The organism is Pectobacterium actinidiae, from assembly GCF_000803315.1.
Lineage (GTDB): Bacteria > Pseudomonadota > Gammaproteobacteria > Enterobacterales > Enterobacteriaceae > Pectobacterium > Pectobacterium actinidiae.
Window position 1 is genome coordinate 64822 of sequence record NZ_JRMH01000001.1, and the last position, 22557, is coordinate 87378.

Genomic DNA, 22557 nt, shown 5'->3' on the forward strand with positions numbered 1-22557 from the left:
ATGGCGTTGTCTCAACTGTCTCCGCGTCGTCCGTATTTATTACGGGCTTTTTATGATTGGTTGCTGGATAACCAATTAACGCCTCATCTGGTGGTAGATGTCACTTTACCGGATGTTATGGTGCCGATGGAGTTCGCCCGTGACGGCCAGATCGTGCTGAATATCGCACCGCGTGCTGTTGGCGGCCTTGAGTTAGCTGATGACAGCGTTCGTTTCAATGCCCGTTTTGGCGGCGTACCGCGCCAGGTTTATGTGCCGATGGCGGCCGTCATGGCGATCTATGCGCGTGAGAACGGCGCTGGAACGATGTTTGAGTCCGAACCTGCTTACGAATCTGCTGGTGAATACGAAGACTTTCAGGAAGGCGCACCCGCTTCAGGGACGGTCATGTCGATTGTCGATAGCTCACCTGATTCTGAAGCACCTGACGATGGTTCGGGTTCTGATGATGAACCACCGCAGCCACCTAAAGGTGGCCGACCGTCGCTACGGGTCGTGAAGTAATTTGTTTCTAAGGGCACGTTAACCGTGCCCTTTTTTATTTCGTGCCGTTAATTGAACACCATTCCGCCATCAATCAATAGCGATTGTCCCGTCATATAGTCGGAATCATGGCTGGCCAGATAAGATACGCAAGCAGCGACATCTTCTGGTTCGGAAAGTCGCCCCAGCGTGATGCGTTTGGCGAATTCTTCCGTCGCATAGCCACGCGGTTTTCCTGCGGATTCAGAGATCTTCCGATCGATTTCATCCCACATTGGCGTTTTTACGATACCTGGACAGTAACCATTGACCGTGATGCCCAGCGGCGCTAAATCGCGTGCGGCCGTTTGCGTTAAGCCACGAACCGCGAATTTACTTGAGCTGTAGACGGCGAGTTCGGGGTTGCCCACATGCCCAGCCTGCGAACAGGCGTTGATAATTTTGCCACCGTGACCCAAAGATTTGAAGGCATCGAGCGCAGCCTGAATCCCCCAGATAACACCCTTGACGTTGATGTTATAAACGCGATCGACAACGTCTGGCGTGATGTCTTCAATCAGGGTTGAAGGGGCAACACCGGCGTTATTGACGATGACGTTAAAGTCACCAAAGCGCTTTTTGGTGGCTGCAACGGCAGCGAAAACTGCCTCACGATCCGCGACGTCCGCCTGTAGTGCGATGGCCTGCCCGCCGGATTTTTCGATTTCCTGTGCCACACTGTGCGCGGTTTCTTGGTTATAGTCCACGATGGCGACGGCAAAACCGTCTGCCGCCAGTCTGAGAGCAATCGCGCGGCCAATACCTTGACCGGCTCCCGTTACAAGCGCCACTTCGACTGTCATATTTCCTCCTTAATGAAATCCAATCTCAATAAAGACAAATTAATGCCGGAGGTAAGTGTAGGCCTTTAACGTGATATTGCAGGATTTATTACAAAATGTTCTTTATAACCTAGTGGAAAGACGAAGATTTTATTAGCCTGTCTGGTGCGATATTCCGAAGAAAGATGTGAAAATGGCCATCGATTGCTACGGCGCGACGTCGTTCATTTTCTGACTGCGGCCTTAGGGGAATGCAGATTGAACGTTGAGCATTGTCCAATTCCCAGAGAATAAGAGAAGGGACGTATATAACCTATGCTATAACCGAAACGGGCGGTGATATTCCCTGGGGTATTGCGATTTCAGAATGCAGAAAATCAGGAGAGGGCGTTATGCATCAAGGTCGTTGTTTATGTGGCGGCGTGACGATTTCCACGACGCATTCGGTGAGTGATGTCAGCGCGTGCCATTGCGGCATGTGCCAAACGTGGGGCGGCGGACCGCTGATGGCCGTCGAATGTACCGATCCGGCGATTAGGATAGAAGGTGAGGAAAATATTACGATCTGGCCGTCATCAGAATGGGCCGAGCGTGCATTTTGTCGCGTATGTGGAACGCACCTATTCTATCGACTGCGTAGCGGAGGAGCCTACCATATTCCGGCTGGCTTTTTTGCGAATGAGACAGGCAAAGTGCTGGTATCACAAATTTATATCGATAAGAAACCGAGCTACTACTCGTTTGTTGAGAAAACGCCGACGCTGACGGAGCAGGATGTGATCGCCCTGTATTCTGGGGAAGATTGAATACTTACGTGAAGACAGAAAAAGAAAAGGGCAGCCAGCGCTGCCCTTCAGAGACGTGATGCGTTTCTACACTTCCAGATAGTTCATGATGCCGTCAGCGGCTTTACGTCCTTCTGCGATAGCCGTAACCACCAGATCGGAACCGCGTACTGCATCGCCGCCCGCAAAAATTTTCGGGTTGCTGGTCTGGAACGCGTTATCGCAGCTTTCTGGTGCGACAATGCGGCCTTGGTCGTCGAGCTTGACGTCATGTTCTGCCAGCCACGCCATTTTGTGCGGACGGAAGCCGAACGCCATGATGACCGCATCGGCTTCCAGAACGTGCTCGGAACCCTCTACGATTTCAGGACGACGACGCCCATTAGCATCCGGTGCGCCCAGCGCGGTACGCGCCATTTTCACGCCGCACACTTTGCCCGCGCCATTGATCTCGACGCTTAACGGTTGCAGGTTGAATTTGAACTCGACGCCTTCTTCACGCGCATTTTTCACTTCGCGTTTAGAACCCGGCATGTTCTCTTCATCACGACGATAGGCACAGGTAACGTGCGTTGCGCCTTGACGGATCGACGTACGCACACAGTCCATCGCAGTGTCACCACCGCCCAGGACCACAACGCGTTTACCCTGCATACTGATGTAAGGCTCGTCTGCTGCGGCTTCAAAGCCCATCAACTGCTTGGTATTGGCGATCAGGAACGGCAGAGCGTCGTAAACACCCTGAGCATCTTCATTGTCCAATCCGCCACGCATAGACTGATAGGTGCCGACGCCGAGGAATACCGCATCGTACTCGTCCAGCAGCGCTTTCATCTGCACGTCTTTGCCGACTTCGGTATTCAGACGGAATTCGATGCCCATGTCGGTGAAGATCTCACGGCGTTTCACCATCACTTCTTTTTCCAGCTTGAAAGAAGGGATCCCGAAGGTCAGCAGGCCACCGATCTCAGGATGACGATCGAAGACGACAGCTTGTACGCCACTGCGTGCCAGCACGTCGGCACAGGCCAGCCCTGCTGGGCCAGCACCAATGATGGCAACGCGTTTGCCGGTCGGTTTGACGTTGGCAACGCTCGGCTTCCAGCCCATCTCTATCGCTTTATCATTGATATAGCGCTCGATGTTGCCGATGGTGACCGCGCCGAACTCATCATTCAGCGTACAAGACCCTTCACACAGACGATCCTGCGGACATACGCGACCGCAGACTTCCGGCAGGCTGTTGGTCTGGTGCGATAACTCAGCCGCTTCGATAATGCGGCCTTCGTTCGCCAGTTTCAGCCAGTTCGGGATGTAGTTATGTACCGGACACTTCCATTCACAGTAAGGGTTGCCGCACGACAGGCAGCGGTCTGCCTGCGCTTTGGACTGGCTTTCTGAGAACGGCTCGTAGATCTCAACAAATTCAATTTTACGAATCTTCAGCGGCTTCTTGGGCGGATCAACGCGCTGTAAGTCGATAAACTGGTAAACATTCTGACTCATGATGACCTCTTACTGCGCCTGAACCCGCAGCTCGGCTGCGGAACGACTACGGTGACCCAACAATGCCTTCACATCACTTGACTTCGGTTTCACCAGAGCAAATTTCGGTGCCCAGGTCGGCCAGTTAGCGAGGATCTCTTCTCCGCGGTGTGAACCGGTATTCTGTACATGCTCGGTGATCAGGCCACGCAGATGCTCTTCATGAATAGCCAGCTCTTCCACATCCAGCACTTCTACCAGCTCTGGGTTAACGCGTTTGCGGAATTCACCGTCTTCATCCAGCACGTAGGCGAATCCACCGGTCATCCCTGCGCCAAAGTTCACGCCAGTGCGACCCAGCACGCAGACGATACCGCCCGTCATGTATTCACAGCCGTTATCGCCGATGCCTTCTACCACGGTGATACAGCCGGAGTTACGTACGGCGAAACGCTCACCAGCACGGCCTGCGGCAAACAGCTTACCGCCGGTAGCGCCGTAGAGGCAGGTGTTACCGATGATGCTGGCTTCGTGGCTGCGGAAGGCTGAACCCACCGGAGGACGTACGGAGATGCTGCCGCCCGCCATGCCTTTGCCCACGTAGTCGTTGGCATCGCCGGTTAATTTCAGCTCCAGTCCGCCTGCGTTCCAGACACCAAAGCTCTGTCCTGCGGTACCGGAGAAGTAAGCTCTAATCGGATCGCCAGCCAGCCCTTGATCGCCATGTTTCTCTGCAATTGCGCCAGACAGCGTCGCGCCGACGGAGCGATCGGTGTTGCGGATATCGAAGTAGAGCGCTTTGCCCTGTTTCGAATCAAGGTGCGGCTGTGCTTGTGCCAGCAGCTCTTTGTTCAGCAAGCCTTTATCGAACGACAGATTGCTTTCAGTGCAGTACAGCGCTTTGCCTGGTTGAGGCTGTGCCGCGTGCAGCAACGGTGACAGATCCAGCTTGTTCTGTTTCGCAGTGAAACCGTCCAGTTCGACCAGCAAGTCGGTACGACCAATCAGGTCCACCAGACGGCTGACGCCCAGTTCTGCCATCAGCACGCGAGTTTCATGCGCGATGAAGTGGAAGTAGTTGGTTACACGTTCAGGCAGGCCGTGGTAGTGATCGCGACGCAGCTTCTCATCCTGCGTTGCAACGCCTGTTGCACAGTTATTCAGGTGACAGATACGCAGGTATTTACAGCCCAGCGCCACCATCGGTCCGGTGCCGAAGCCGAAGCTTTCTGCACCCAGAATCGCCGCTTTGACGATATCCAGACCGGTTTTCAAGCCACCGTCCACCTGAAGGCGGATTTTGTGGCGCAGACCGTTGGATACCAGAGCCTGTTGCGTTTCAACCAGGCCCAGTTCCCACGGGCAACCTGCGTATTTCACGGAGGACAGCGGGCTGGCACCTGTACCACCGTCGTAACCGGCGATGGTGATCAAATCGGCGTACGCTTTGGCAACGCCCGTAGCGATAGTACCAACGCCCGGTTCGGACACCAGTTTTACCGAAATCATCGCTTTCGGGTTGACTTGTTTCAGATCGAAAATCAGCTGTGCCAGATCTTCGATAGAGTAAATGTCGTGGTGCGGCGGTGGTGAAATCAGCGTCACGCCAGGTACGGAATAACGCAGACGGGCAATGTACGGCGTGACTTTATCACCCGGTAACTGACCCCCTTCGCCCGGCTTCGCGCCCTGTGCCACTTTAATCTGAATCACATCGGCGTTAACCAGATAGGCTGGTGTCACACCAAAGCGGCCAGAGGCAACCTGCTTGATACGGGACACTTTATTGGTGCCGTAACGCGCTGGATCTTCGCCGCCTTCACCGGAGTTGGAGAAACCGCCCAGTCCGTTCATCGCTTCAGCCAGCGATTCATGGGCTTCGGGGCTGAGTGCACCGATGGACATGGCTGCGGTATCGAAGCGTTTGAACATTTCAGAGGCCGGTTCAACGCTGTCGATCGCGATAGCCGCGCCTTCTTGCGGTTTCAGTGCCAGCAGGTCGCGTAAGGTCGCGGCTGGGCGCTCGTTAACCAGTTTGGCGTATTGCTCGTAATCGCTGTACTCACCGGATTTCACTGCGGTTTGCAGCGTAGTGACAACATCCGGGTTGTAGGCATGGTATTCACCGCCGTGAACAAATTTCAGCAGGCCGCCCTGTTCCAACGTTTTACGTTTCAACCAGGCACGCTTAGACAGGTTCAGCAGATCCTGTTCGAAGTCGCTATAGTTTGCCCCGCCGATGCGGCTGACGACGCCCAGGAAGCATTGCGTCGACACATCTTTATGCAGACCCACAGCTTCGAACAGCTTGGAGCAGCGATAAGACGCAATCGTCGAGATGCCCATTTTGGACATAATCTTGTACAGGCCTTTATTGATGCCGTTACGGTAGTTCAGCATCACGGCACGATAAGGTTTGTCGATGGTGTGGTTATCCACCATCCGCGCCAGCGTTTCGTAGGCGAGATAAGGGTAAATCGCTGTCGCACCAAAGCCTAACAGCACGGCGAAGTGGTGCGGGTCGCGCGCGCTGGCGGTTTCAACAATGATGTTGGCATCGCAGCGCAGGCTCTTTTCTACCAGACGGCGCTGAACCGCACCCACGGCCATCGGCGCAGGGACAGGCAAACGTGATTCGCTGATGCCACGGTCAGACAGCACCAGCAGAACGGCACCGTCTCTGACCTTGCTTTCTGCTTCGTCACACAGTTTCTCGATGGTCTGTTGCAGCGTTTGCTGCGACGGATCAAACGTCAGATCCAGCGTGTCGGCGCGATAGTGCAGTTCATCTTGTGACGTCAGCTGTGTGAAGTCGGAGTAAAGCAGGATTGGCGATTTAAAGCTCAGGCGGTGAGCCTGACCTTCCGCTTCACAGAAGACGTTCATTTCACGGCCAATGCTGGTCGCCAGCGACATCACATGCGCTTCACGCAGCGGATCGATAGGCGGGTTAGTCACCTGCGCGAACTGCTGACGGAAGTAGTCATAAATAATGCGTGGACGGCTGGACAGCACGGCGAACGGCGTGTCGTCGCCCATAGAACCCGTGGCTTCCTGACCGTTTTCGCCCAGTACGCGGATGACCTGATCCAGCTCTTCACTGCTATAGCCGTACTGCTTCTGGTAGGTTTCCAGCAGTTCATCGTTGAATTCACGGCTGCCGACCTGATCGTCTGGCAGCTCTTCAAACGGCACCAGACGCTTAACGTTTTTCTCCATCCATTCTTTGTAAGGATGGCGGCTTTTCAGATCGTTATCGGTTTCAGCAGAGTGCAGGATACGGCCGCTGCGGGTGTCGATCACCATCAGCTCACCCGGGCCGACGCGGCCTTTCTCAACCACTTCGTCAGGCTGATAATCCCAGATACCGACTTCAGAGGCGCAGGTGATCAGTTTGTCTTTAGTGATGACATAGCGCGCGGGGCGCAGGCCGTTACGATCCAGGTTACAGGCGGCATAGCGCCCATCTGACATGACGATACCGGCCGGGCCATCCCACGGCTCCATGTGCATGGAGTTAAAGTCGAAGAAGGCACGCAGTTCAGGATCCATATCTGGGTTGTTCTGCCAGGCTGGCGGAACCAGCAGGCGCATGGCGCGGATGATATCCATGCCGCCGCTCAGGAACAGTTCCAGCATGTTATCCAGCGAGCTGGAGTCAGAGCCTGTTTCGTTGACGAACGGCGCAGCATCCTGCAAATCCGGGATCAGCGGCGTTTTGAATTTATAAGCGCGCGCGCGCGCCCACTGCCGGTTACCGGCGATGGTGTTGATCTCGCCGTTGTGCGCCAGATAGCGGAACGGCTGCGCCAGCGGCCAACGTGGAACGGTGTTGGTTGAGAAGCGCTGGTGGAACAGACAGATCGAGGATTCCAGACGCAGATCGGCCAGATCGAGGTAGAAACGTGGCAGATCCGCTGGCATGCACAGACCTTTATAGATCGTGACCAGATTGGAGAAGCTACAAACGTAGAACTCTTTATCTTCGATACGTTTTTCGATACGGCGACGCGCCATGAACAGGCGACGCTCCATATCACGTTGACGCCAGCCAGCCGGGGCGTTAACGAAAATTTGTTCAATACGCGGCATGGACGACAGGGCAATTTCCCCCAGTACATCCGGGTTGGTTGGAACTTCACGCCAGCCCAGTACGGACAGCGTTTCGTTCTGCAACTCTTCTTCTACAATCCGACGCGTGGCGCGAGCCAGCTCTTCGTCTTGATTGAGAAACATCATGCCAACGGCGTAGTTTTTGGCTAAACGCCAGCCGTGTTCTTCCGCCACCAGACGAAAGAAACGATCGGGCTTCTGAAGTAATAAACCGCAGCCGTCGCCAGTCTTGCCGTCAGCAAGGATTGCGCCACGGTGCTGCATGCGTGCAAGTGCGTGAATCGCGGTACGCACTACTTTGTGGCTCGGCTCACCTTCTATATGGGCGATTAATCCGAAACCACAGTTATCTCTCTCTTGGGATGCATCGTACAACATGTTAGTGAACCTCCCCAGGCTCTGTGTGACTCTCACAACCTACTGCGAGAAAGCACCGTGGCGTTGAGCGGCTAGTATTACGCTCTCTTCTTCGGCCTCTCGTGACGGTCTCACAAGTGGTAAATGACTTGTTTTTAGAGGGAGTCTTCATTTACTGCATAAATATGACGAATCATGGACCCGTCAGGAAAGCTTCCAGCGGATTTCCAAATTAGCGAGAAAGCCTGTTCAGGTCAAATACCAGTGTAAAATGTGCTGGTAAACGATAGTTTTTAATTATACCTATGAAAGATAATGATTTTTTTAGAAAAACTATCTCGGTGAGTGAATATGGAATCTAATTGAAGCGTGAGCTGTATCACTATACAAAAGCTTGATAACCCTTATCCATGCTGCGTTATTTCTGTGTTGTAGCATATTATGCTAAATATGGCTACTTTTAGATTTCATGAAACTATTTTTAAGTATTGCTTCATCTTTTCATTAAACGAGTCTGCGAGATAAGAAAAATTAATTAGCACAAATGTGAGTTTATTTTCATTAAAAGCGAATAAAAATGCATTTCATTGGGATGTGTGTGATTGATCGCGGTCATCGCGAAGGGGGCGAGAGAAAGGTAGTCTGCTGTTCCTCAAGGGAGCAGGTTAGAATATGCAATTGCAAAAATTAATCAATATGTTTGGCGGAAATCTTCAACGCCGCTATGGCGAGAAGGTTCACAAGTTGACGCTGCACGGCGGGTTTAATTGCCCAAACCGTGACGGGACGCTGGGGCGAGGTGGTTGCACGTTCTGCAATGTGGCCTCGTTTGCCGATGAGCAGATGCAGCAACGCAGCATTGCACAACAGCTGGAAGCGCAGGCGGGAAAGGTGAACCGAGCCAAACGCTATCTGGCGTATTTTCAGGCGTATACCAGTACTTATGCCGAGGTCCAGGTGCTGGAAAGTATGTATCAGGAAGCGCTGAAGCAGGCCGAAATGGTGGGACTTTGTGTGGGCACTCGCCCCGACTGCGTGCCTGATGCCGTGCTGGATTTGCTGTCCCGCTACCATGAACAGGGCTATGAGGTTTGGCTTGAGCTAGGGCTGCAAAGCGCGAGTGACAGAACGCTGCACCGGATTAATCGCGGACATGACTTCGCCTGCTATCAGGAAACCACCCGCCGGGCGCGTGAGCGCGGGCTGAAAGTGTGTAGCCATCTGATTGTGGGTTTACCGGGAGAAGACGCAGCGCGCTGTTTATCGACTCTGGAGCAGGTTGTTGAAACTGGGGTGGAAGGCATAAAGCTTCATCCTCTTCATATCGTCGAAGGCAGCACAATGGCGAAGGCCTGGCGAGCCGGCAGGCTGCCCGAGTTAGCGCTGGATCGCTACGTGGAGACCGCGGGAGAGATGATTCGCCATACGCCGCCGGATGTGATTTATCACCGCATTTCCGCCAGTGCCCGCCGTCCGACCCTGCTAGCTCCACTCTGGTGCGAAAACCGCTGGACGGGCATGGTCGAGCTGGATCGCTATCTGCAAACGCATGGCGTACAGGGTTCCGCGCTGGGCACACCTTACCGCTATGCTGACGTGTAATGCACTACATGGCATTGGTGGCCAGATGCTGATATTCCGTGCCGTAAATCTGTACGGCGGCACCGTATAAGCCGCTATTTTACGTTATGATGCGCGGGTTGGTGACTAAGGGAAATCGCTATGAAGCAAATTCGTCTGTTAGCTCAGTACTATGTTGATTTGATGGTAAAACTGGGGCTTGTCCGTTTTTCACTGCTGCTGGCTTCGGTATTGGTGCTGCTGGCGATGGTGGTGCAAATGGCGGTCACCCTGTTGCTCAGTGGGGAAGTCGAAAACATCGACGTCGTTCGCTCCATTTTCTTCGGGCTGCTGATTACGCCCTGGGCCGTTTATTTCCTCTCCGTGGTGGTGGAACAGCTGGAAGAGTCGCGCCAGCGGCTGTCGAAGCTGGTAGCGAAGCTGGAAGAGATGCGCCATCGAGATCTGGAGCTGAATGCGCAGCTTCAGGAGAATATCGCGCAGCTTAATCAGGAAATTGCCGACCGTATCAAAGCGGAAGACGCACGTGTGCTGGTGATGAGTCGGCTCAAAGAAGAAATGTCCCGCCGCGAACAGGCGCAGATTGAACTGGAGCAACAGTCGGCGCTGCTACGCTCGTTTCTCGATGCCTCACCGGATTTGGTTTACTACCGTAACGAAGAGAAAGAATTCTCCGGCTGCAACCGAGCGATGGAGCTGCTGGTAGGCAAAAGCCAGAAGCAGCTCATTGGCCTGACGCCGCAAGATGTTTACGCCCCCGATATTGCCGAGAAAGTGATGGAGACGGACGAAAAAGTGTTCCGCCACAACGTTTCTCTGACCTATGAACAATGGCTGGTTTATCCCGATGGCCGTAAAGCCTGTTTTGAACTGCGCAAGGTGCCGTTTTATGACCGAATGGGCAAACGTCACGGGCTGATGGGATTTGGACGCGATATAACGGAGCGTAAGCGTTACCAGGACGCGTTAGAGAACGCCAGTAGGGAGAAGACCACTTTTATCTCAACTATCAGCCACGAGCTTCGTACGCCGCTTAATGGCATTGTCGGGCTAAGCCGTATCCTGCTGGATACACAACTTGACCCTGAGCAGCAAAAATACCTGAAAACCATCCACGTCAGCGCGATTACGCTGGGCAATATCTTTAACGACGTGATTGAGATGGATAAACAGGAGCGCCGCAAGGTGCAGTTGGATAACCAGCCGATCGATTTCACCGGTTTCCTGGTGGATTTGGAAAACCTCGGTGGCCTGTTGGCGGAACCGAAAGGCCTGAAGCTGATTATGGACCAGCACCAGCCTCTGCCGCAGAAAGTCATTACTGATGGAACGCGTCTGCGGCAGATTCTGTGGAACCTGCTCAGTAACGCAGTGAAATTCACGCCGAAGGGTGAGAACGGCAAAAAAGGCGAAATTGTGGTGCGCGTCTGGCATGAAAAGGGCGATCGCCTGCGCTTTGAGGTGGAAGATTCCGGGATGGGTATTCCGGCGGATGAGTTGGAAAAAATCTTCGCCATGTATTATCAGGTCAAAGACCAGCACGGCGGGAAACCCGCAACGGGCACGGGAATCGGTCTGGCGGTGTCGAAAAGACTGGCACAGAACATGGGGGGCGATATCCAGGTTTCCAGCACGCAAGGCAAGGGCTCCTGCTTCACCCTGACGGTGATTGCACCGAGCGTCGATGAAGCGGGGAGCGGTCTGGACGACGACGATGAATTGCCGCTACCGGCGCTGCACGTTCTGCTGGTGGAGGATATCGAACTGAACGTGGTGGTCGCGCGTTCAGTGCTGGAAAAACTGGGGAACAGTGTGGATGTCGCGATGACCGGGCAGGAAGCGCTGGACATGTTCGATCCCGATGAATTCGATCTGGTACTGCTTGATATCCAACTGCCGGATATGACCGGGCTGGACGTGGCGCGTCAGCTACGTTCACGTTATGGCAAACGTAGCATGCCGCCGCTGGTGGCGCTGACGGCGAACGTGCTGAAAGATAAACGTGAATATCTGGATGCGGGTATGGATGATGTGCTCAGCAAGCCGCTGTCGGTGCCTGCGCTGACTGCTGTCATCAAACAATTCTGGGATACTCATACGGTGTGGACGGAAGAACCGATGGTTGAGGAAGGTGATGAAATGGCAAATGCAGAAGAAGATCTGCTGGATATCCCGATGCTGGAACAGTATCTGGATTTGGTGGGGCCAAAATTGATCCACCAGAGTCTGGAGATGTTTGAACAGATGATGCCGGGCTATCTGGCGATTCTGGATTCCAACATGACGGCGCGTGACCAGAAAGGCATTACGGAAGAAGGGCACAAAATCAAAGGGGCGGCAGGCTCCGTCGGGTTACGGCATCTACAGCAAGTTGCTCAGCAGATTCAGACCTCATCGCTACCGGCATGGTGGGATAACGTGCAGGAATGGGTTGATGAGCTTAAGCACGACTGGCGTCATGACGTTCAGGTACTGCGTGATTGGGTAGCAAAAGCAGAAAAAGCATCCTGATACGGTCTGTTGCGGCCACAAGGACGTGGCGAGCAAAGCGGTTAGAAATTTTTTCGCCTCACGCGATATGATGAAAAAAGTGCCAAACGGCGTCAGATTGCGTGGTGTTTACGACTGAAGGAGAGGATGAATGCGAGGGTTTGCACGTTTTCATACGGTAGAAAAAAATGACCCCGGCCGAAGCCGGGGTGCGCGAATTATGCGCCAACACCAGGGAAAACATGCACCTGCATTTAGATCTCAGGGTTTGTAAACTCGCAAGTGCGGATATTCGTGTCTTAACTGACTACCTAACTACTTTACATCTTCATCAAGCAACAAAATAGCAAATGTAGAAATCTTTGTTACAAGAATCATTAAAATGTGTGATGTAGATTAGTGTTTGTCAATTAAAAAATCAATTAGTTGATGTAATGAAATGAAGGAAAAGATGATGAAACGAGTCGGCATTGTCCTTAGTGGCTGTGGTGTTTATGACGGTTCAGAGATTCATGAAGCCGTATTGACGTTACTTGCGCTGGATCGCGCGGGCGCACAAGCGGTTTGCTTTGCGCCAGATAAGCCACAATTACAGGTGGTTAATCACCTGACGGGTGACGTAACTGGTGAGAATCGCAACGTTTTAGCAGAATCAGCACGGATCGCCAGAGGAAAAATCCAGCCGCTTTCTACCGCAAATGCACAAGATTTAGATGCGCTGATTGTGCCGGGAGGTTTTGGCGCTGCGAAAAATTTAAGTGACTTCGCAACGCAAGGAACGGCGTGTCAGATTGATGAAACGCTACAATTGCTCACACAGGAAATTTATAAGCAAAATAAACCAATTGGTTTTATTTGCATCTCACCTGCGCTGCTGCCGAAGATTTTGGGTGTACCTGTTCGCGTAACCATTGGTAACGATATCGACACCTCTGAGGCCGTTGAGGAGATGGGCGGTATCCATGTTGTTTGTCCGGTCGATGATATCGTGGTTGATGAGGAACATAAAATCGTGACGACACCGGCCTATATGCTGGCTAACTCCATCAGCGAAGCGGCAAAAGGCATTGATAAGCTCGTTGCTCGCGTATTGGATCTCACCGAATGAGGTGGAAGCGAGGGCGTGGAGGCTTACTCACGTGGCTGAAACGTCTGATTGTTCGGAGCGTCTTGGGTGTCCTCGGTGCATGGCTGGCAGGCATTGTGTTGTTTTCCTTCCTGCCTGTACCGTTTTCCGCTGTGATGGTTGACCGGCAGATCAGCGCATGGCTGACAGGCGAATTCTCCTACGTTGCCCATTCGGATTGGGTGGCAATGGACGATATCGCACCAGAAATGGCGCTGGCGGTAATGGCGGCGGAAGACCAAAAATTCCCTGAGCACTGGGGCTTCGATCTTGATGCAATTGGTCAGGCATTGAAGCACAACGAACGCAATACGCAGCGGATCCGCGGTGCGTCTACGCTGTCGCAGCAGATGGTGAAGAACCTGTTCCTGTGGGATGGGCGTAGCTGGGTGCGTAAGGGGCTTGAGGCGGGGATTACCACCGGGGTGGAACTGGTTTGGACAAAACGGCGCATTCTGACCGTGTATCTCAATATCGCCGAATTTGGTCCCGGGATTTTTGGCGTGGAAGCGGCCGCCAGACGTTATTTCAACAAGCCTGCCAGCAGGTTGACGGCAAGCGAATCCGCCTTGCTGGCGGCGGTGCTGCCGAATCCGATTCGCTTTCGTGCAAATGCACCCTCCGGCTACGTGATTCAACGCCAGCAGTGGATTTTACGCCAGATGCGACAGATGGGCGGCGACGCATTTTTGCGAGATAACAACCTGAACTAAGTCGCTTTGTTCGTTATAGCCTATCCCATTAGGGCTATTTCATTTGCCATTTTGAACCTAGGCAGTGCTCGAAATCCTCACGTACTACGTGTACGCTCCGGTTTCTGCGCGCTGTCCGTGTCCAAACTGGCTGCACCAATAACGCCGACTGGGACAGGTTTACTATACCGAGAAATTTTCGCGTTAACGGTTGTGTTTTCGACATCAGGAGAAAGTATGCGGTTACGTTATTGGTCAGGTTTACTGATTGCCTTGTATTGCGTGGCCTCTGTTGTCCGTGCGGACGCGGAGCCTAAAGCGTCCTCCCCCGATAATCCTTACGCCTTCTTGCAGCAGCCTCAGCTATCCTCGGTAAAACAGCAGTTACAGCAAAAAACGGAAAAGCCGCAGACGCGAATGGCGTATGAGCAACTTATTTCGGAAGCCGATCGCGCGCTGAAAAGTGATAATCCTAGCGTAACGGAAAAGAAATCTACGCCACCCAGTGGTTCAAAGCATGATTATTTGAGCCTCAGCGCCTACTGGTGGCCCGATCCCGACAAAGCTGATGGTTTGCCTTGGATTCGCCGTGATGGGCAGGTAAACCCTGCCAGCAAGGATGAAGAGACTGACGGTGTTAGGCTGGCGAAATTTACCGCCCAAACGCAGGCGTTGACGCTGGCGTGGTATTTTTCTGGTAAACAGGCTTATGCCGATAAAGCCATGTCGATGATCCGTACCTGGTTTATTGACCCTGCTACGCGCATGAACCCTAATCTCGACTTTGCGCAGGGCGTGCCGGGCATCGCGCCGGGCAGGGGCTCAGGCGTGCTGGACGGGCGCTATTTTTCCACTCGCATCGTCGATTCGCTGATTATGCTACGTCAGGCTCCGGGTTGGACAACGCAGGATGAGCAGCAGATGCAGCAATGGATGAGCGATTATCTGCACTGGCTGCAAACCAGCAAGTTGGGGAAAAAAGAGGCAACAGCCCAGAACAACCACGGTAGTTGGTATACTGTACAGGTTGCTGGGATCGCTTGGTACCTGGGGAAAATCGACGTAGTGAAGTCTATGGCGCAATTGCAGCGGGAGAAATTGGATCACCAACTGCAACCCGATGGCGCTCAGCCGGAAGAGCTGGCGCGCACCCGCTCTTTTCATTACAGCTACTTCAACCTTCAGGCGATAACGGATATGGCGATGTTGGCTTCCCGTATCGGGGATAATCTCTGGCAGTACCAAACACCGAAGGGAAGCAGTGTGATAAAGGCGCTGGATTTTATGGCACCGTATCTGGATGAAAATAAAGCGTGGCCGCGCAAGACGATGGACAGGCAGAGTAGTCGCCTTATTCCGCTGTTATTGCAGGCGGAGCGTGGTTTGAAAACGCCACGTTACCAGGCGCAAATCAAGCAGGCGGGCTTTGCGGAATTACTCACCGGCGAGGCTGGTGCGCGCGATAAAGAACCGAGCCATATCAGCGTTGAAACCCGCCGTGCACTCTGGCTACTTAATCCAGCTACGCCCTGATCTCATAGGGTAAAGTTGCATTTCCCCTATATTGGGATAAAAAAAGTGGGATAAAAAAGTGCAGAGATAAAAAAACCGCTGATGAAAGCATCAGCGGTTTTTGTTTTAAAAAGAAAAAATATTAAAGAGATCAAGTCATTATTGCAGGTAGGTGAAGGCCGTCGTTACGTGCTTCACGCCGCCCACTTTACTGGCGATTTCTGCGGCAGAGGTGCCTTCACGCTGTGTCACCAGACCTAACAGGAAGACTTCGCCGTTTTCCGTAGTGACTTTGACGTTAGAGGATTTAACGGTGTCGCTTGCCAGAATTTGTGAGCGAACTTTGGTGGTGATCCAGGTATCCATGGAGGCGGTTCCCATTGAAACTGGCGCGCCTTGACGTATTTCATTGTAGACTTCGGCCGCACCTTCTACGCCGAGGGCGATTTGCTTAGCCCGGTTTGCCATTTCTGTGCTCGGTGCCTGCCCTGTTAACAGTACTTTCCCCTGATAAGCCGTTGCAACGATACGGGCCTCTTTTTTCAACTGCTCGTCTTTGCTGATTGCATTTGTCACGCGGACTTCCAGTGTGCCATCGTCAACCTGTGTACCTACGGTACGCGGGTCAGTGGCCGTTTTGGTTGCCACGGCACTGCCAACAGCAACAACCCCGACACAGCCTTGTAGCAGCAGGGCGATAGACAGCACGGCAAATGCAGAACTTATCCTCATGTAGTGCTCCTTCAATCGTTCTGGTGTGGAAAAAGTGTGTTATCAATTAAATCGCACAGGCAATTCACTGTCAGCATGTGCATTTCCTGAATACGGGCGCTGCGGTGTGACGGGATGCGAATCTCCACATCCTGTGGCCCGAGCAGCCCGGCCAGTTCTCCGCCATCGTAGCCGGTCAGGGCGACAATCGTCATGTCGCGGGTAACGGCAGACTCTACGGCTTTAACAATATCGCGGCTATTGCCACGGGTTGAAATTGCCAGTAGTACGTCGCCAGCCTGACCTAACGCTCTGACTTGTTTGGCATAGACCTCTTCATGCAAGCGGTCATTAGCTATCGCAGTTAAGACCACATTATCCGCATTAAGTGCGATAGCCGGTAAGCTTGGGCGCTCTGCTTCAAATCGGTTAATCATGCTGGCGGCAAAATGCTGCGAATTGGCTGCCGATGTTCCGTTACCGCAGCACAGAATTTTGTTGCCGTTTAGCAGGGACTGCACCATCGCAATCGCGCCACGGGAAATGGCGTCTGGCAAGGCTTCTGCCGCTGCAATCTGCGTTTGAATACTCTCGGTAAAACAAACTTTTATTCTATCCAGCACGTTGAATTAACCTACGTAAATTGAAGTCCATCAAGGATGAGTGGTAACTATGTTATCCCTGCGCAGCGAAGGCGTTAGGGAGCCAGTCGAACTGTTCGCCTGTAATTGCCAACACGTCAAAGCGGCAATCCACCGTGTCAAAGCTGGCACCTCGCTGCGCCAACCACACGGCGGCAGCGTGCAACAACCGCTGCTGTTTGCGTCGGGTGACGCTGGCTGCCGCATCGCCAAAATGGGCGTTGCGCCGATAGCGCACTTCAACAAACACCCAAATATGGCGATCGCGCATGATCAAATCCAGTTCGCCGCCGCGTAGCGTAACATTCGCCGCGGTGAAGGTCAGGCCCGCGCGCTCAAGATAACGCCGGGCCTGTTGTTCGTAAACTGCGCCAGCCGCTCGCTGATTCAGAGAACGGGTACCAGTTGACCCTGACGATACTGCTGCCAGGTTAACTGCCGATTGATGGTGCAATCCGGTCCTGCGCTTAACATGCCTGTTGCCCCAGGAATCTGGTGACCCGGAATCTGGCGCATTTCACCAAAGTGACTGGCGAGCGTCCAAGCATCCATCCCCATCGCATACAGGCGGACTAACGAATAATCGTTTTTAAACTGGCTGCTGACCTGCTGCATGAGCGCCGGGTTTGCGCCCGCTAACAACGGGATATCGCTGAACTGCAAACCTTCCATTTCGAGGCGGAAGTCTGGCCCTAATCCAGCCTGGAAGCTACGTGAGCTGGCGTAGAGTGACGGACGTGCGCGTGACGTGGTACGCATATCTATCATCGGTTTAATCAACGCCAGCTCGTCTGGCGTTGCGATGATATAGACCGCATCGATATTGCCGCTGACGGATGAACTGGACGTCGGTTGAACCTGGGATGGAATGGTTAAGCCGCCGATGGTGGTGCCCGACGGTGCCTGCTGCTGCGACACGTTAACGGGTTGACCGCTCAGGCTTAAGCCCGCGCCACTATTGATGGCCTGCTTTAATTCCGCCGTGTTGCCAAAGCGCTGTTGCAGAGCGCTGGTTCCGCTTTGCTGGTTCCAGGCCTGAGCGAATGCGTTAATGATACGGTCGCCCAGCGCACCGCGAGGGGCTAAGACTAGCGGCTGCTGTTTACCCTGCTGGTGGATAAATTTTGCGGCGTCTCGGGCTTCATCCTCTGGAGAGAGGGCGAAATAGCAGATGTTAGGGCTATTTTCGACGTGTTCCGGCTGGTTCAACGCCAAAATATTCAGCGGTGACTGGCTGTTCGCCAACTGATCCACTTCATTTTTCAGCAACGGACCGATGACCAGTGATGCACCATCCTGCTGTGCCTGCGTGAGAATATTTGCCAGTGGTTGCGAAGAGGTGTCATACACTTTGACCGGGAGTGAGCTGGACAGCCCAGCGCTCGTCGCCTGTGCTTCCGGTGCAGGTGTCGCGGAGGCTACCGCCTGATCGCTATACGGTGCGGGCGATTGGGCATTCTGACCGTCGGATGATGGGACTACCTGTCCGTCCTGCGCAGCGTCCGCTGAAGGTGCAGCAGGTGCAGATACGGGCGCGGTGGCTATCTGGCCGTTCTTGGCCGCGTTAAAACCTTGCTGGATGGCATTGGCGAAAACCTGCGCCTGACCATTGAGCGGCAGCAGCAATGCGATGCTGTTCACCGATGACTGCTGGTAATTAATGACCTGATTCAACTGCGTAGGCAGCGTTTTTGCAGCAGGATGATGCGGATAGCGGGTTTGCCAATCCTGAATAGCGCTCTTTAACTGATCGGGAGAAGTCCGGTTATCCTGATAGTTATTAAGTAGGTCGACCCAGCCTTGCAGCACATTTTCATTCGCATTAATCAGCAGCGAGTTCGACTCCTGTGCTGACATTTGCGTCAATGCCAGCCAGGTCTGATCGAGGTTCATCTGATGCTCGTCGCCTTTCAGCAGCGGCTCCTGAGCGATATAGACCCGCAGCAGCTCAATGGAAGGACGCCCTTGTGCGGTTTTGATTTGCGTCTGGTAGTAACGCTGCTTCTGCTGATCGGAAAGCGCGCCCACATCAAGCTGGCTCAGTGCTGCTTTAGCCGCTTCCATATTGTTTTGGACGGCGGACAGTTCCGCACTGAGTAACTGCTGTTCTTGCTTTTGTGCTGCATTCAATTTTTCTGGCAGCGCATTGAACTGCTGGCTTGCCTGAGGGACTTTCCCTTCCTGTAGCAGGGAACGAATAGCAAGTAATTGCCAGTCAGCCTTGTTATTATCGCTACTTTGCTGCATCTGCTGCAGATAATAATCGGATGATGCGTCAGCTTTGCCCTGAACCTCGGGTGGCGGGCTCTGCGGTGCATGGCTTGGACAGCCTGCGAGAAACAGTGCCGCTAACAAAACAGGGATAACACGCCCTGCCTGGGTACGGACGAAATGAAAGGGAAGCATACTGTATCCAGTGATTTTTTTTAAAGATGCTCAATATTAAATCGGCAACCCGGATGAAACAATGAATCAAGACCAACAAGCAGACATTTCTGCATCTACCCTCTACATTGTCCCCACGCCAATCGGCAATCTGGGCGACATCACGCAGCGTGCGCTGGCGGTATTGGCGAGCGTTGATCTGATCGCCGCAGAGGATACCCGCCATACCGGTCTGCTGTTACAACATTTTGCGATTAATGCGCGACTGTTCGCATTACACGATCACAACGAACAACAAAAAGCGGATGTGTTGCTGGCTAAATTGCAGTCAGGACAAAGCATCGCGCTGGTTTCCGATGCGGGCACGCCGCTGATTAACGACCCCGGCTACCATTTGGTTCGACGCTGCCGTGAAGCGGGTGTTCGCGTGGTGCCGCTGCCGGGCGCGTGCGCGGCGATCGCGGCGCTCTCCGCGTCCGGCCTGGCGTCTGACCGTTTTTGCTATGAAGGTTTCCTGCCCGCCAAAACGAAAGGGCGTAAGGATAAGTTGCGTGAGCTAGGGGAAGAAACCCGCACGCTGATTTTCTACGAATCCACACATCGTCTTTTGGACAGCCTACAGGATATCAGCGAGGTGTTGGGAGCCGAGCGTTATGTGGTATTAGCGCGTGAAATCACCAAAACCTGGGAGTCTATTCACGGCGCGCCTGTGGGAGAACTGCTGGCCTGGGTGAAAGAAGATGAGAACCGCCGCAAAGGGGAAATGGTGCTTATTGTGGAAGGGCATCAGGTTGATGACAGTGCGTTGTCGGCAGAAGCGTTGCGCACGCTGGCGCTATTGCGTGCCGAGCTGCCGCTGAAGAAAGCTGCTGCGCTGGCGGCTGAAATTCACGGCGTGAAGAAAAACGCGCTATACCGCTACGGGCTGGAGCAAGAAGGCGATAGTGGTGAATCGGGGGATGACAAGTAGGGCAATTTACCCTATTATCCGCGCCGGAGTTGACCAGACAGTCGCCGCTTCACTGCCGTCCCTTTCGGGGGAGACAGGTGGAGGGGAGGAAAGTCCGGGCTCCACAGGGCAGGGTGCCAGGTAACGCCTGGGAGGCGCAAGCCTACGACTAGTGCAACAGAGAGCAAACCGCCGATGGCCCACGTAAGTGGGATCAGGTAAGGGTGAAAGGGTGCGGTAAGAGCGCACCGCGCGACTGGCAACAGTTCGTGGCACGGTAAACTCCACCCGGAGCAAGGCCAAATAGGGGTTCACATGGTACGGCCCGTACTGAACCCGGGTAGGCTGCTTGAGCCAGTGAGTGATTGCTGGCCTAGATGAATGACTGTCCACGACAGAACCCGGCTTAACGGTCAACTCCCTTCATCATAAAACCCCGCTTCGGCGGGGTTTTGCTTTATGGAGCAGGCAAGATGAATGACTGTCCCCGACGCTTTTTATGAAAGAAAGCGGCTTAACGGTCAACGCCCTTCATTATGAAACCCCGCTTCGGCGGGGTTTTGCTTTATGGGGCAGGCAAGACGAATAACTGTCCCCGACGCTTTTTATGAAAGAAAGCGGCTTAACGGTCAACGCCCTTCATTATGAAACCTCGCTTCGGCGGGGTTTTGCTTTATGGAGCAGGCAAGATGAATGACTGTCCCCGACGCTTTTTATGAAAGAACGCGGCTTAACGGTCAGTGTGAAGCTATGCTTAGGAAATACTATAATTAGTGCTTTTAAAGGTGCTATTATTAGTGTGTTTAAGTCACCTTTGACTAACCGAATTGAGTGAATGAAATTATGGCTTTCAACATCCTAACTAACACAGCCGCCAGTATTACTGAGTTGAAACGTGACCCGATGGGGACGGTACGGGCTGCTGAAGGTGAAACTATCGCTATATTGAACCGGAATGAGCCAGCGTTCTACTGTGTGCCTCCTGCCGTATTCGCTTATTTAATGGAACTGGCTGAAGATGCAGAACTGGGGCGTACCGTTGATGACCGGATGTCAGAGTTAGCTGACGCGGAAGAGATTTCGCTCGATGACCTATAAGTTAAAATTTGTGCCTTCTGCAATGAAGGAATGGAAAAAGTTAGGGCATCCTGTCCGGGAGCAGTTCAAGAAAAAGCTGGTCGAGCGCTTGGAAAATCCTCGTGTTCCTTCAGCACAGCTTCATGGCCGTAAAGACCAGTATAAAATTAAACTGAAGTCCGCTGGCTACAGGCTGGTGTATTTGGTTCAGGATGAGACTATTACTGTGATGGTTATGGGAGTTGGAAAGCGCGAAGGTAGTCAGGTTTATTCTGATACTAAAGGTCGTTCTGCTTAATCTGGCCTTTTGCGAGTCTTACCCCTTGTCGATATCTTTTCTTATCGCGTAACTCCTTTCAAATTAATTGATGTTCTTCATCACATAACTCTGACTTTTTCTGTGTCATAAAGCGCGTAAAGTAAGGCCATCGCGTGCGGTTGCACGCTCGCTGACATCTTTCAGAGGATATGACTATGAACAACACTTCCCGGATGCCTGCACTGTTCCTCGGCCACGGTAGCCCGATGAACGTGTTGGAAAGCAATGTGTATACGCAGGCGTGGCAAACGCTGGGTGAGACGCTGCCGCGTCCGAAGGCGATTATTGCCGTTTCCGCTCACTGGTATACCCGGGGTACCGCCGTGACGGCGATGGAGAATCCACGTACCATCCATGATTTTGGCGGCTTCCCGCAGGCGCTGTTTGATACCCAGTATCCGGCACCCGGCTCGCCTGAGTTGGCGGCGAGAATTCAGCAGGTGCTGGCGCCGTATCCGGTTACCGCCGATCACAGCCAATGGGGTTTGGATCATGGTTCCTGGGGCGTGCTGATAAAAATGTACCCTGATGCGGATATCCCCGTTGTGCAACTGAGCGTGGACGGTACGCAGCCTGCTGCGTATCACTACGAATTAGGGCGCAAGCTGGCGGCGCTGCGTGATGAAGGCTTCATGATTGTAGCCAGTGGTAACGTCGTGCATAACCTGCGTATGGTGAAATGGGATGGTGATGCAGAGCCGTATCCGTGGGCTGTTTCGTTCAATCAATTTGTGCGTGATAACCTGACTTATCAGGGGGACGATCATCCGCTGGTGAATTTTATGCAGCATGGCGGTGCCGCATTGTCTAACCCAACGCCCGAGCACTATTTCCCACTGCTCTATGTGTTGGGAAGCTGGGATGGCAAAGAGGCAACCAGCATTCCGGTCGATGGGCTCGAAATGGGATCGCTGAGTATGCTGTCGGTGCAGGTGGGCGGCTAAGCGTTCAGTTCATATGGAAAAGGCACGGTTCTCACCGTGCCTTTGTATTTATCCTATTTCAAACGCCGTATGTGTTGGCGACAAGG

The 22557-nt window shown here is 53.3% G+C and carries 18 protein-coding genes and 1 other RNA gene; 12 read left to right on the top strand and 7 right to left on the bottom strand.

Annotated features, from left to right (window positions below):
- Positions 1-504: a ClpXP protease specificity-enhancing factor gene (gene sspB / locus KKH3_RS00330; protein WP_010296690.1), complete on the top strand. Its 504-nt coding sequence runs from the start codon at positions 1-3 to the stop codon at positions 502-504.
- 47 nt (positions 505-551) lie between these two features.
- Here sspB and KKH3_RS00335 read toward each other — a convergent pair whose 3' ends face one another.
- A complete protein-coding gene (locus tag KKH3_RS00335; protein WP_039354631.1) occupies positions 552-1325 on the bottom strand; it encodes a (S)-acetoin forming diacetyl reductase in 774 nt (257 codons plus the stop codon).
- Between the two features lie 371 nt (positions 1326-1696).
- Here KKH3_RS00335 and KKH3_RS00340 point away from each other — a divergent pair, with 371 nt between their 5' ends.
- Positions 1697-2110, top strand: coding sequence for a GFA family protein (locus KKH3_RS00340; RefSeq protein ID WP_039354634.1), 414 nt, complete (start codon positions 1697-1699; stop codon positions 2108-2110).
- A gap of 66 nt (positions 2111-2176) precedes the next feature.
- Here the strand turns inward: KKH3_RS00340 and KKH3_RS00345 are convergent, their stop codons facing one another.
- On the bottom strand, positions 2177-3595 hold the full coding sequence (locus KKH3_RS00345) for a glutamate synthase small subunit (protein ID WP_039354637.1): 1419 nt from the start codon (positions 3593-3595) through the stop codon (positions 2177-2179).
- 9 nt (positions 3596-3604) lie between these two features.
- On the bottom strand, positions 3605-8065 hold the full coding sequence (gene gltB, locus KKH3_RS00350; RefSeq protein WP_039354640.1) for a glutamate synthase large subunit: 4461 nt from the start codon (positions 8063-8065) through the stop codon (positions 3605-3607).
- Positions 8066-8716: 651 nt separating this feature from the next.
- Here gltB and mnmL point away from each other — a divergent pair.
- The 5 genes from mnmL (at position 8717) to KKH3_RS00375 (ending at position 15466) form a co-directional block, all read left to right on the top strand.
- Positions 8717-9646, top strand: a complete 930-nt coding sequence (gene mnmL / locus KKH3_RS00355; protein WP_039354642.1) for a tRNA modification radical SAM protein MnmL/YtqA — start codon at positions 8717-8719, stop codon at positions 9644-9646.
- 120 nt (positions 9647-9766) lie between these two features.
- Positions 9767-12136 carry an aerobic respiration two-component sensor histidine kinase ArcB gene (gene arcB / locus KKH3_RS00360; protein ID WP_039354645.1) on the top strand — a complete coding sequence of 790 codons (2370 nt, stop codon included), beginning with the start codon at positions 9767-9769 and terminating at the stop codon, positions 12134-12136.
- Between the two features lie 433 nt (positions 12137-12569).
- Entirely contained in the window at positions 12570-13223 is a 654-nt protein-coding gene (gene elbB / locus KKH3_RS00365; RefSeq protein ID WP_039354648.1) for an isoprenoid biosynthesis glyoxalase ElbB, read from the top strand.
- Positions 13220-13954: a monofunctional biosynthetic peptidoglycan transglycosylase gene (gene mtgA, locus KKH3_RS00370; RefSeq protein WP_039354651.1), complete on the top strand. Its 735-nt coding sequence runs from the start codon at positions 13220-13222 to the stop codon at positions 13952-13954. The genes elbB and mtgA overlap by 4 nt, the downstream gene beginning before the upstream one ends.
- Positions 13955-14170: 216 nt before the next feature.
- On the top strand, positions 14171-15466 hold the full coding sequence (locus tag KKH3_RS00375) for an alginate lyase family protein (protein ID WP_039354654.1): 1296 nt from the start codon (positions 14171-14173) through the stop codon (positions 15464-15466).
- A 138-nt stretch (positions 15467-15604) separates the two neighbouring features.
- Here KKH3_RS00375 and dolP read toward each other — a convergent pair whose 3' ends face one another.
- From dolP to KKH3_RS00395, 4 genes are read right to left on the bottom strand one after another with little or no spacing between them, the layout of a single operon-like run.
- Positions 15605-16177, bottom strand: a complete 573-nt coding sequence (gene dolP, locus KKH3_RS00380) for a division/outer membrane stress-associated lipid-binding lipoprotein (RefSeq protein WP_039354658.1) — start codon at positions 16175-16177, stop codon at positions 15605-15607.
- Between the two features lie 11 nt (positions 16178-16188).
- The gene (diaA, locus tag KKH3_RS00385) at positions 16189-16779 is read right to left on the bottom strand and encodes a DnaA initiator-associating protein DiaA (protein WP_005975525.1); all 591 of its coding nucleotides are present in this window, start codon (positions 16777-16779) and stop codon (positions 16189-16191) included.
- A 52-nt stretch (positions 16780-16831) separates the two neighbouring features.
- Positions 16832-17188: a YraN family protein gene (locus tag KKH3_RS21395; protein WP_039279491.1), complete on the bottom strand. Its 357-nt coding sequence runs from the start codon at positions 17186-17188 to the stop codon at positions 16832-16834.
- A complete protein-coding gene (locus KKH3_RS00395) occupies positions 17185-19203 on the bottom strand; it encodes a penicillin-binding protein activator (protein WP_039354664.1) in 2019 nt (672 codons plus the stop codon). Before KKH3_RS00395 ends, KKH3_RS21395 begins: the two co-directional genes overlap by 4 nt.
- A gap of 61 nt (positions 19204-19264) precedes the next feature.
- On the opposite strand from KKH3_RS00395, the gene rsmI reads away from it, so the two are divergent.
- The 5 genes from rsmI (at position 19265) to ygiD (ending at position 22471) form a co-directional block, all read left to right on the top strand.
- On the top strand, positions 19265-20152 hold the full coding sequence (gene rsmI, locus KKH3_RS00400; protein WP_039354667.1) for a 16S rRNA (cytidine(1402)-2'-O)-methyltransferase: 888 nt from the start codon (positions 19265-19267) through the stop codon (positions 20150-20152).
- A gap of 25 nt (positions 20153-20177) precedes the next feature.
- Positions 20178-20556, top strand: an RNA gene (gene rnpB / locus KKH3_RS21375) — RNase P RNA component class A.
- A 418-nt stretch (positions 20557-20974) separates the two neighbouring features.
- On the top strand, positions 20975-21229 hold the full coding sequence (locus tag KKH3_RS00405; protein WP_039282788.1) for a type II toxin-antitoxin system Phd/YefM family antitoxin: 255 nt from the start codon (positions 20975-20977) through the stop codon (positions 21227-21229).
- Entirely contained in the window at positions 21219-21506 is a 288-nt protein-coding gene (locus KKH3_RS00410) for a type II toxin-antitoxin system RelE family toxin (RefSeq protein ID WP_012822123.1), read from the top strand. The genes KKH3_RS00405 and KKH3_RS00410 overlap by 11 nt, the downstream gene beginning before the upstream one ends.
- 176 nt (positions 21507-21682) lie before the next feature.
- Positions 21683-22471, top strand: a complete 789-nt coding sequence (gene ygiD / locus KKH3_RS00415) for a 4,5-DOPA-extradiol-dioxygenase (protein ID WP_039354671.1) — start codon at positions 21683-21685, stop codon at positions 22469-22471.
- Positions 22472-22557: the final 86 nt, after the last annotated feature.

Bases quoted from the DNA above. Each gene is read 5' to 3' on its own strand.
- dolP (WP_039354658.1), bottom strand. From the start codon at position 16,177: ATGAGGATAAGTTCTGCATTTGCCGTGCTGTCTATCGCCCTGCTGCTA.
- sspB (WP_010296690.1), top strand. From the start codon at position 1: ATGGCGTTGTCTCAACTGTCTCCGCGTCGTCCGTATTTATTACGGGCT.
- ygiD (WP_039354671.1), top strand. From the start codon at position 21,683: ATGAACAACACTTCCCGGATGCCTGCACTGTTCCTCGGCCACGGTAGC.
- KKH3_RS00335 (WP_039354631.1), bottom strand. From the start codon at position 1,325: ATGACAGTCGAAGTGGCGCTTGTAACGGGAGCCGGTCAAGGTATTGGC.
- KKH3_RS00395 (WP_039354664.1), bottom strand. From the start codon at position 19,203: ATGCTTCCCTTTCATTTCGTCCGTACCCAGGCAGGGCGTGTTATCCCT.
- elbB (WP_039354648.1), top strand. From the start codon at position 12,570: ATGAAACGAGTCGGCATTGTCCTTAGTGGCTGTGGTGTTTATGACGGT.
- KKH3_RS00345 (WP_039354637.1), bottom strand. From the start codon at position 3,595: ATGAGTCAGAATGTTTACCAGTTTATCGACTTACAGCGCGTTGATCCG.
- KKH3_RS00375 (WP_039354654.1), top strand. From the start codon at position 14,171: ATGCGGTTACGTTATTGGTCAGGTTTACTGATTGCCTTGTATTGCGTG.
- mtgA (WP_039354651.1), top strand. From the start codon at position 13,220: ATGAGGTGGAAGCGAGGGCGTGGAGGCTTACTCACGTGGCTGAAACGT.
- rsmI (WP_039354667.1), top strand. From the start codon at position 19,265: ATGAATCAAGACCAACAAGCAGACATTTCTGCATCTACCCTCTACATT.
- KKH3_RS00410 (WP_012822123.1), top strand. From the start codon at position 21,219: ATGACCTATAAGTTAAAATTTGTGCCTTCTGCAATGAAGGAATGGAAA.
- KKH3_RS00405 (WP_039282788.1), top strand. From the start codon at position 20,975: ATGGCTTTCAACATCCTAACTAACACAGCCGCCAGTATTACTGAGTTG.
- KKH3_RS00340 (WP_039354634.1), top strand. From the start codon at position 1,697: ATGCATCAAGGTCGTTGTTTATGTGGCGGCGTGACGATTTCCACGACG.
- arcB (WP_039354645.1), top strand. From the start codon at position 9,767: ATGAAGCAAATTCGTCTGTTAGCTCAGTACTATGTTGATTTGATGGTA.
- gltB (WP_039354640.1), bottom strand. From the start codon at position 8,065: ATGTTGTACGATGCATCCCAAGAGAGAGATAACTGTGGTTTCGGATTA.
- mnmL (WP_039354642.1), top strand. From the start codon at position 8,717: ATGCAATTGCAAAAATTAATCAATATGTTTGGCGGAAATCTTCAACGC.